This is a genomic window from Cellulomonas sp. ACRRI (assembly GCF_022346185.1).
Classification (GTDB): domain Bacteria; phylum Actinomycetota; class Actinomycetes; order Actinomycetales; family Cellulomonadaceae; genus Cellulomonas.
The window spans coordinates 25,560-32,649 of record NZ_JAKRMS010000035.1 but is presented as its reverse complement, the minus strand read 5'-3'; the positions used below and the strand labels follow the sequence as shown (position 1 = coordinate 32,649).

The window sequence follows — 7,090 nt, the reverse complement described above, 5'->3', positions numbered from 1 at the left end:
CGCCCCGCACCACCCCGAGGAGCCCCGTTGACCGTCGTCGTCGCCGTGGTCGGTCCGACCGCGACCGGCAAGTCCGACCTGGGCGTCGCCCTCGCGGAGCACCTGGACGGCGAGGTGGTCAACGCCGACGCCCTGCAGCTCTACCGCGGCCTGGACATCGGCACCGCCAAGCTCACCCTCGCGGAGCGCCGGGGCGTGCCGCACCACCTGCTCGACGTGCTCGACCCCGACGAGGACGCCACCGTCGCCGCCTACCAGCGGGACGCGCGCGCGGCTCTGGCGGACATCGCCGCGCGCGGTCGCCGGCCCGTCGTCGTCGGGGGGTCGGGGCTGTACGTGCGGTCGCTGCTGGACCGGATCGAGTTCCCCGGCACCGACCCCGACGTCCGGGCGGCGCTGGAGGCGCGGGTGGAGGCCGAGGGCGCCCGTGCCCTGCACGCGGAGCTCGCCGCGGCCGACCCGGTCGCCGCCGAGAACATCGGTCCCCGCAACGCCCGCCGGATCGTGCGGGCGCTCGAGGTCATCGCCCTCACCGGGAAGCCGTACTCCGCCAACCTGCCCGGGCACGACTACGAGGTCCCCGCCGTCCAGATCGGCCTGGACTGCGACCGTGCGGTGCTGGACGAGCGCGTGCAGGCGCGGGTCGACCGGATGTGGGCCGCCGGGCTGGTCGACGAGGTGCGCAGCCTGGTCGGGCGCGGCATCGGCCGCACGGCCTCCCGCGCCGTCGGCTACGCCGAGGTGCTGGCCGCCCTGCGCGGCGAGATCACCGAGGACGAGGCGCGCGCCCAGGTGGTCGCCGGGACCCGCCGGCTCGCCCGCAAGCAGATGGGCTGGTTCGGCCGGGACCCGCGCGTGCACTGGCTCGACGCCCGCGACCCGGACCTGGTCGACCGGGCCCTGGCGCTGGTCCGGGCGGCGGACGCCGGGACCCTCGGGCCGGCCACGGACGACCCGGCCCCGCGCCGTAGTCTGGGCTCATGACCGCCCCCGCCGCCTCCCCGGCCGCCCGCGCCCTGCCCGGCTCCGTCGCGGCCCTGCGCGTGACCAAGGGGCACGGCACCCAGAACGACTTCGTGCTGCTCGACGGCCGGACGGGCGTCGCGCTCGACGCGGACCTGGTGCGCGCGCTCGCCGACCGGCGCGCGGGCATCGGCGGGGACGGCGTCATCCGGCTGGTCGCCAGCGCCGAGCTGCCCGAGGGCGCCGCGGTGCTCGCGGAGGACCCGGCCGCGACCTGGTTCATGGACTACCGCAACGCGGACGGCTCGATCGCGGAGATGTGCGGCAACGGCGTGCGCGTCGTGGCCGAGTACGCCCGCGCCCTGGGCCTGTGGGACCCCGCCGCGGGCGAGCTCGTGCTCGGCACCCGCGCCGGTGTCCGCCGCGTCCGGGAGGCCGCCGGCCCCGCGGGCGAGACCTGGTACGCGGTCGACATGGGGGAGTGGCGCCTGCCCGGCGGGCCGGAGGCCGCGGCGGCCGGGTCGGACGCGCAGGTCGAGGTCGCGGGGCTCGCGGTGCCGCGCCCGGCGCTGAGCGTCGACCTGGGCAACCCGCACACGGTGCTGGCGCTCGCCGACGACGCCGAGCTGGCCGCGGCCGACCTGACCCGCGCGCCGGTCGTCGACCCGGTCCCGCCGCACGGCACGAACGTCGAGCTCGTCGTCCCGCTCGGCGAGCAGCGGCTCGACGACGGCACGGTCGTGGGCCGGGTGCGGATGCGGGTGCACGAGCGCGGTGTCGGGGAGACCCGGTCCTGCGGCACCGGCGCGTGCGCGGCGGCGCTCGCGGTCCGGGCGTGGGCGGGACCGCAGGCGCCGGACGTGTGGCTGGTGGACGTCCCCGGGGGCACCGTGCGCGTGGCGACGCTGCCGGACGGGCACGTCGAGCTCGCCGGGCCGGCCGTGCTGGTCGCCGACCTGGACGTCGACCCCGCGGCCCTGCGCCGCTGACCCCGCGGCCCCGCGCCGCCTCGCCCCTGCGCCCCGCGCGGGAGCACCGCGCCCGGCACGTCGCGGGCGGCGCCCGGAACACCCCGCCCCGCGTCGGGGTTGCACCCGGCGTGAGCGACCCGACCACCCCGCCCGCCCTGACGGCCGAGGACCTGCGCCGCCCGCTGGGCCGCGACGCGACGTTCCTCCAGCTGTCGTCGGGCTTCTGCGCACCGTGCCGGGCCACCCGCCGGGTGCTGGAGCGGGTCGTCGCGACCCAGGACGGCGTCGCGCACGTCGAGGTCGACGTGGCGCACCGGGCCGACCTCGCCGAGCGGTTCGGCGTCACCGAGACCCCGACGGTCGTGCTCCTCGACGCCGCCGGGGTCCCCGCCCTGCGGGTCACGGGCGTGCCGTCCCTCGCCCGGGCACGCGCCGCCGTGGCGGCCGTCCGCGCCGAGGGCTGACCGCACGGCGCCGCGACGGTGCCCGGGCCGTGCGGCCCGCGTGCCGCCGTCAGCCCGCGGCGACCACGCGCAGCACCCGGAACCCCCGCGCCGTCGCGACCCGGTCGACCGCGGCGACCCCGTCGAGCTCCGTCGCCAGCCAGCGCAGCAGCGAGTCCGAGCCGAGGTTCTTCGCCACGACCAGGTAGGCCTCGCCGCCCGGCACCAGCCGGCGCAGCCACTGCCGCAGCATCGCGTGCAGCGTCTCCTTGCCGACGCGGATCGGCGGGTTCGACCAGATCGCCGCGAACCGCACGTCGTCCGGCACGTCCTCGGGCCGCGCGGCCCGCAGCCCGTCCACCCCGAGCCGCGACGCGTTCCGCCGGGTCAGGTCGAGCGCCCGCTCGTTGACGTCGACCGCCCACACCCGCGCGTGCGGGGCGAGCAGCCCGAGGCTCAGCGCGACCGGTCCCCAGCCGCAGCCGAGGTCCAGCAGGTCGCCGTCGCGGGGCGGGTCGGGCACGTGCTGGAGCAGCACCTCGGTGCCGCCGTCCAGGTGGTCGGGGGAGAACACGCCGCCGGCGGTCTCGACCTCGACGTCCTGGCCGGCGAGGTGCACGGTGCGGGTCCGGCGCTCGTCGGGGGAGGCGGGCTCGGCGGTGAAGTAGTGCTCGGTGCCGGTCACGCCGTGACCCTACCGGTCGCGCCGCGGCCCGCCCCGCCCGTCCGGCGCGCCCGTCCGCCGGTGGCGAATAGCCTCGCGCCCGCCCTCGCGGCGCGCGACACTGGTACCCGGGCCGCCGACGACGGCCGCCCGCCGCCGACAGCGAAGGAACCGCGTGAACGACCCCCAGAACCCCACGACTCGCGAGCAGGACGTCCCGGAGACCGGGGTCGACGCGCAGCAGGCCGCGCGCGACGCCCAGCGGGTCGCTGACGACGTCGTGGCACGCGTGCTCGCGCGGGCGGGCACGGCGGTCCACGACGGCGCGACCGTCCACACCACCCACGACGGCGAGCAGCTGGACCTGGAGGAGCGCACGTCGCTGCGCCGGGTCGCCGGGCTGTCCACCGAGCTCCAGGACGTCACCGAGGTCGAGTACCGGCAGCTGCGCCTCGAGCGCGTCGTGCTGGTCGGCATCTGGGGCGCCGCGGGCACCACCCAGGAGCAGGCCGAGATCTCCCTGCGCGAGCTCGCCGCGCTGGCCGAGACCGCGGGCTCCACGGTGCTCGACGGGCTGCTGCAGCGCCGGCAGAACCCGGACCCCGGCACGTACCTCGGCTCCGGCAAGGCCGCGGAGCTCGCGGGCGTGGTGCTCGCGGCGGGCGCGGACACCGTGGTCGTCGACGGCGAGCTCGCCCCGTCCCAGCGCCGCGCGCTGGAGGACGTGGTGAAGGTCAAGGTCGTCGACCGGACGGCGCTGATCCTCGACATCTTCGCCCAGCACGCCAAGTCCCGGGAGGGCAAGGCGCAGGTCGAGCTCGCGCAGCTCGAGTACCTGCTCCCGCGCCTGCGCGGCTGGGGCGAGTCGATGTCCCGGCAGGCCGGTGGCCAGGTCGGCGGCGCCGGCGCGGGCATGGGCTCCCGCGGCCCCGGTGAGACGAAGATCGAGCTCGACCGCCGCCGCATCCGCAACCGGATGGCCAAGCTGCGCCGGGAGATCGCCGCGATGGAGCCGGCCCGGCAGACCAAGCGGGCGTCCCGGAAGAAGAACGCGATCCCGTCGGTCGCGATCGCCGGGTACACGAACGCGGGCAAGTCGTCGCTGCTGAACCGGCTCACCGACGCCGGCGTCCTGGTGGAGAACGCCCTGTTCGCCACGCTGGACCCGACGGTCCGGCGCGCGCAGGCCGCCGACGGCCGGGTGTACACGCTGGCGGACACCGTCGGCTTCGTGCGGAACCTGCCGCACCAGCTGGTCGAGGCGTTCCGGTCCACGCTCGAGGAGGTCGCCGACGCCGACCTGGTGCTGCACGTCGTCGACGCCTCGCACCCGGACCCGGAGGGCCAGATCGCGGCGGTGCGGCACGTGTTCGCGGACATCCCGGGCGCGATGGACGTCCCCGAGATCATCGTGCTGAACAAGGCCGACCTGGCCGAGCCCGAGGCGCTGGCGCGGCTGCGGTCGCGCGAGCACGGCGCCGTGGTCGTGTCCGCCCACACGGGCGAGGGCATCGACGCGCTCCAGGCGGTCGTCGCCGACCAGCTGCCGCGACCCGGCGTGACGGTCGACCTGGTGATCCCGTACGACCGGGGCGACCTCGTGCACCGCGTGCACGAGACCGGCGAGATCGACGCCGAGGAGCACACGCCGCAGGGCACCGCGCTCCGCGGCCGGGTCGACCAGGCGCTGGCGACCGAGCTCGCCGCGGCGGCGGTCGAGCGCGGCTGACGCGCACGGGCCGGGGCACCTCCGGTTGCCGGAGGTGTCCCCGCGCCCGACTACCCTGTCCGGGTGCCTGATCCCGTAGACGTCGACCACCTGCTCGACGTGGCGGTCGCGGCGCTCGGCGGCTCGCCCCGCGAGGGGCAGCGCCGGATGGCCCGCGAGGTGGCGGACGCGGTCGAGAAGGGCGAGCACCTGCTCGTCCAGGCCGGCACCGGCACCGGCAAGTCGCTCGGCTACCTCGTGCCCTCCGTCCGGCACGCGGTGCTCGCCGACGAGCGCGTCGTGGTGTCGACCGCGACGCTCGCGCTGCAGCGCCAGGTGATGACCCGCGACCTGCCGCTGGTCGCCGACGCGCTCGCGCCCGAGCTGCCCCGCCCGCCCCGCATCGCACTGCTCAAGGGCTGGCACAACTACGTGTGCGTGCACAAGACCGCAGGCGGCTACCCGCCCGACGACCAGGGCATGCTGTTCGACCTCGGGGACCGCGGCGCGGCGGAGCACCCCTCCACCACGGACCCGGCCGACGGCGAGGACGGCGGCAAGGAGTCGCTCGGTGCCCAGGTGGTCCGGCTGCGCGCGTGGGCCGAGGAGACGGAGTCCGGCGACCGCGACGACCTGGTGCCCGGTGTGACCGACCGCGCGTGGCGCCAGGTGTCCGTCACGTCGCTGGAGTGCCTGGGCCAGCGCTGCCCGCTGCTGGAGGAGTGCTTCCCCGAGCGCGCCCGCGCGGCCGCGCGGGCGGCGGACGTGGTCGTGACGAACCACGCGATGCTCGGTGTCGCCGCGTCCGGCTCGCCGCACGTGCTGCCCGAGCACCAGGTGCTGGTGGTCGACGAGGCGCACGAGCTCGCCGACCGGGTCACCGCCCAGTCGACGGCCGAGCTGTCGGTCGGCAGCGTCGAGCACGCCGGCCGGATGGCCCGCCGGCACGGCGGTGTCGCGACCACCGAGCTCGACTCGGCCGCCACGGCGCTCGGGGCCGCGCTCATCCACCTGCCCGAGGGCCGGTTCACCCAGGGGCTGCCCGAGGGCACCCGGCAGGCGGTGGCGATGGTCCGGGACGCCGCCCGCGGCCTGCTCAGCGCCCTGCGCCCGGAGAAGCCCGCCGCGGGCGAGGCGGCGGCCCCCGCGGACAGCGGCCTGAAGATCGCGTCGTCCGCGGTGCTCGCGCTGTTCGAGGTCGCCGAGCGCATGGCCGCCGACGCGGACGACCAGCGGTACACCGTGCTGTGGTGCTCCCGGGCGGAGCGGGACGGCGCGACCCGGCTGTACGCCGCGCCGCTCGCCGTCAACGGGCTCATCCGCACGCACCTGCTCGCGGGCCGGGCGTCGGTGCTCACCTCGGCGACGCTCAGCCTCGGCGGCGAGTTCCGGTCCATGGCCCGCAGCATCGGGCTGGAGGGCGCGGGGGAGGCCGCGGCGGCCACCGCGACGGCCGCGACCGTGGCGGTGTCCGCGCCGGGCGGGAGCGAGGGCACCACCCTGGACGTGCCGGCGACGCGCGCCGGCGCCGCGGGCCAGGCGCCGGCCTCGCTCCCGTGGCACGGGGTCGACGTCGGCAGCCCGTTCGACTACCCGAAGCAGGGCATCCTCTACATCGCGCGCCGCCTGCCGCCGCCGGGGCGGGAGCCGGCGACGGACGCGCAGCTGGACGAGATCGAGGCGCTCATCACCGCGGCGGGCGGCCGCACGCTCGGCCTGTTCTCGTCGCGTCGGGCCGCGGTCGCGGTCGGCGAGGCGATGCGGGAGCGGCTCGACCTGCCGGTGCTGGTCCAGGGGGAGGACCAGCTCCCGACGCTGGTGCAGCAGTTCGCGGCCGACGAGCCCACCTGCCTGTTCGGCACCCTGTCGCTGTGGCAGGGCGTCGACGTGCCGGGCCGGTCGAGCCAGCTGGTCATCATCGACCGGATCCCGTTCCCGCGCCCCGACGACCCGGTGCGGTCTGCCCGGTCGGAGGCGGTCGCGGCGTCGGGCGGCAACGGCTTCATGTCGGTGTCCGCGACCCACGCGGCGCTGCTCCTGGCTCAGGGCGCCGGCCGGCTCATCCGGTCCACCGCCGACCGCGGGGTGGTGGCCGTCCTCGACCCCCGGCTGTCGACGGCCCGGTACGGGGAGTTCCTCACCCGGTCGCTGCCGGCCTTCTGGCGGACCACGGACCGCGAGGTGGCGCTGGGCGCCCTGCGCCGGCTCGCCGCGGCACCGGTCCCGCCGGAGGCCTGACCAGCGGGCGCGTCGCCCGCGACGCGCCCGGGGGGCCGGTCCGTCGCGCGCCCGCACGGGTCCGCCCGCTAGCCTCGTGACCAGCGCGCCGGCCGGCGCGCGT

At 77.6% G+C, this 7,090-nt stretch carries 6 protein-coding genes; 5 read left to right on the top strand and 1 reads right to left on the bottom strand.

The window, feature by feature from the left end:
* The first annotated feature begins 27 nt into the window (after window positions 1–27).
* From miaA to MHY85_RS08885, 3 genes are all read left to right on the top strand, one after another.
* A complete protein-coding gene (gene miaA, locus MHY85_RS08895) occupies window positions 28–984 on the top strand; it encodes a tRNA (adenosine(37)-N6)-dimethylallyltransferase MiaA (protein ID WP_239195658.1) in 957 nt (318 codons plus the stop codon).
* The gene (dapF, locus tag MHY85_RS08890) at window positions 981–1,952 is read left to right on the top strand and encodes a diaminopimelate epimerase (RefSeq protein ID WP_239195653.1); all 972 of its coding nucleotides are present in this window, start codon (window positions 981–983) and stop codon (window positions 1,950–1,952) included. Before miaA ends, dapF begins: the two co-directional genes overlap by 4 nt.
* A gap of 110 nt (window positions 1,953–2,062) precedes the next feature.
* Window positions 2,063–2,398 carry a thioredoxin family protein gene (locus tag MHY85_RS08885; protein ID WP_239195651.1) on the top strand — a complete coding sequence of 112 codons (336 nt, stop codon included), beginning with the start codon at window positions 2,063–2,065 and terminating at the stop codon, window positions 2,396–2,398.
* A gap of 49 nt (window positions 2,399–2,447) precedes the next feature.
* Here MHY85_RS08885 and MHY85_RS08880 read toward each other — a convergent pair whose 3' ends face one another.
* Window positions 2,448–3,062, bottom strand: coding sequence for a class I SAM-dependent methyltransferase (locus MHY85_RS08880; protein WP_239195650.1), 615 nt, complete (start codon window positions 3,060–3,062; stop codon window positions 2,448–2,450).
* Window positions 3,063–3,216: 154 nt separating this feature from the next.
* Here MHY85_RS08880 and hflX point away from each other — a divergent pair, with 154 nt between their 5' ends.
* Window positions 3,217–4,770 (top strand): GTPase HflX, encoded by a 1,554-nt coding sequence (gene hflX / locus MHY85_RS08875; RefSeq protein ID WP_374233285.1) that lies wholly within the window; start codon window positions 3,217–3,219, stop codon window positions 4,768–4,770.
* Window positions 4,771–4,833: 63 nt separating this feature from the next.
* Window positions 4,834–6,987: an ATP-dependent DNA helicase gene (locus tag MHY85_RS08870; RefSeq protein WP_239195649.1), complete on the top strand. Its 2,154-nt coding sequence runs from the start codon at window positions 4,834–4,836 to the stop codon at window positions 6,985–6,987.
* The last annotated feature ends 103 nt before the right edge of the window (window positions 6,988–7,090 follow it).

Excerpts from the sequence above, each read along its gene's own strand:
- dapF (WP_239195653.1), top strand. The coding sequence starts at position 981 with ATGACCGCCCCCGCCGCCTCCCCGGCCGCCCGCGCCCTGCCCGGCTCC.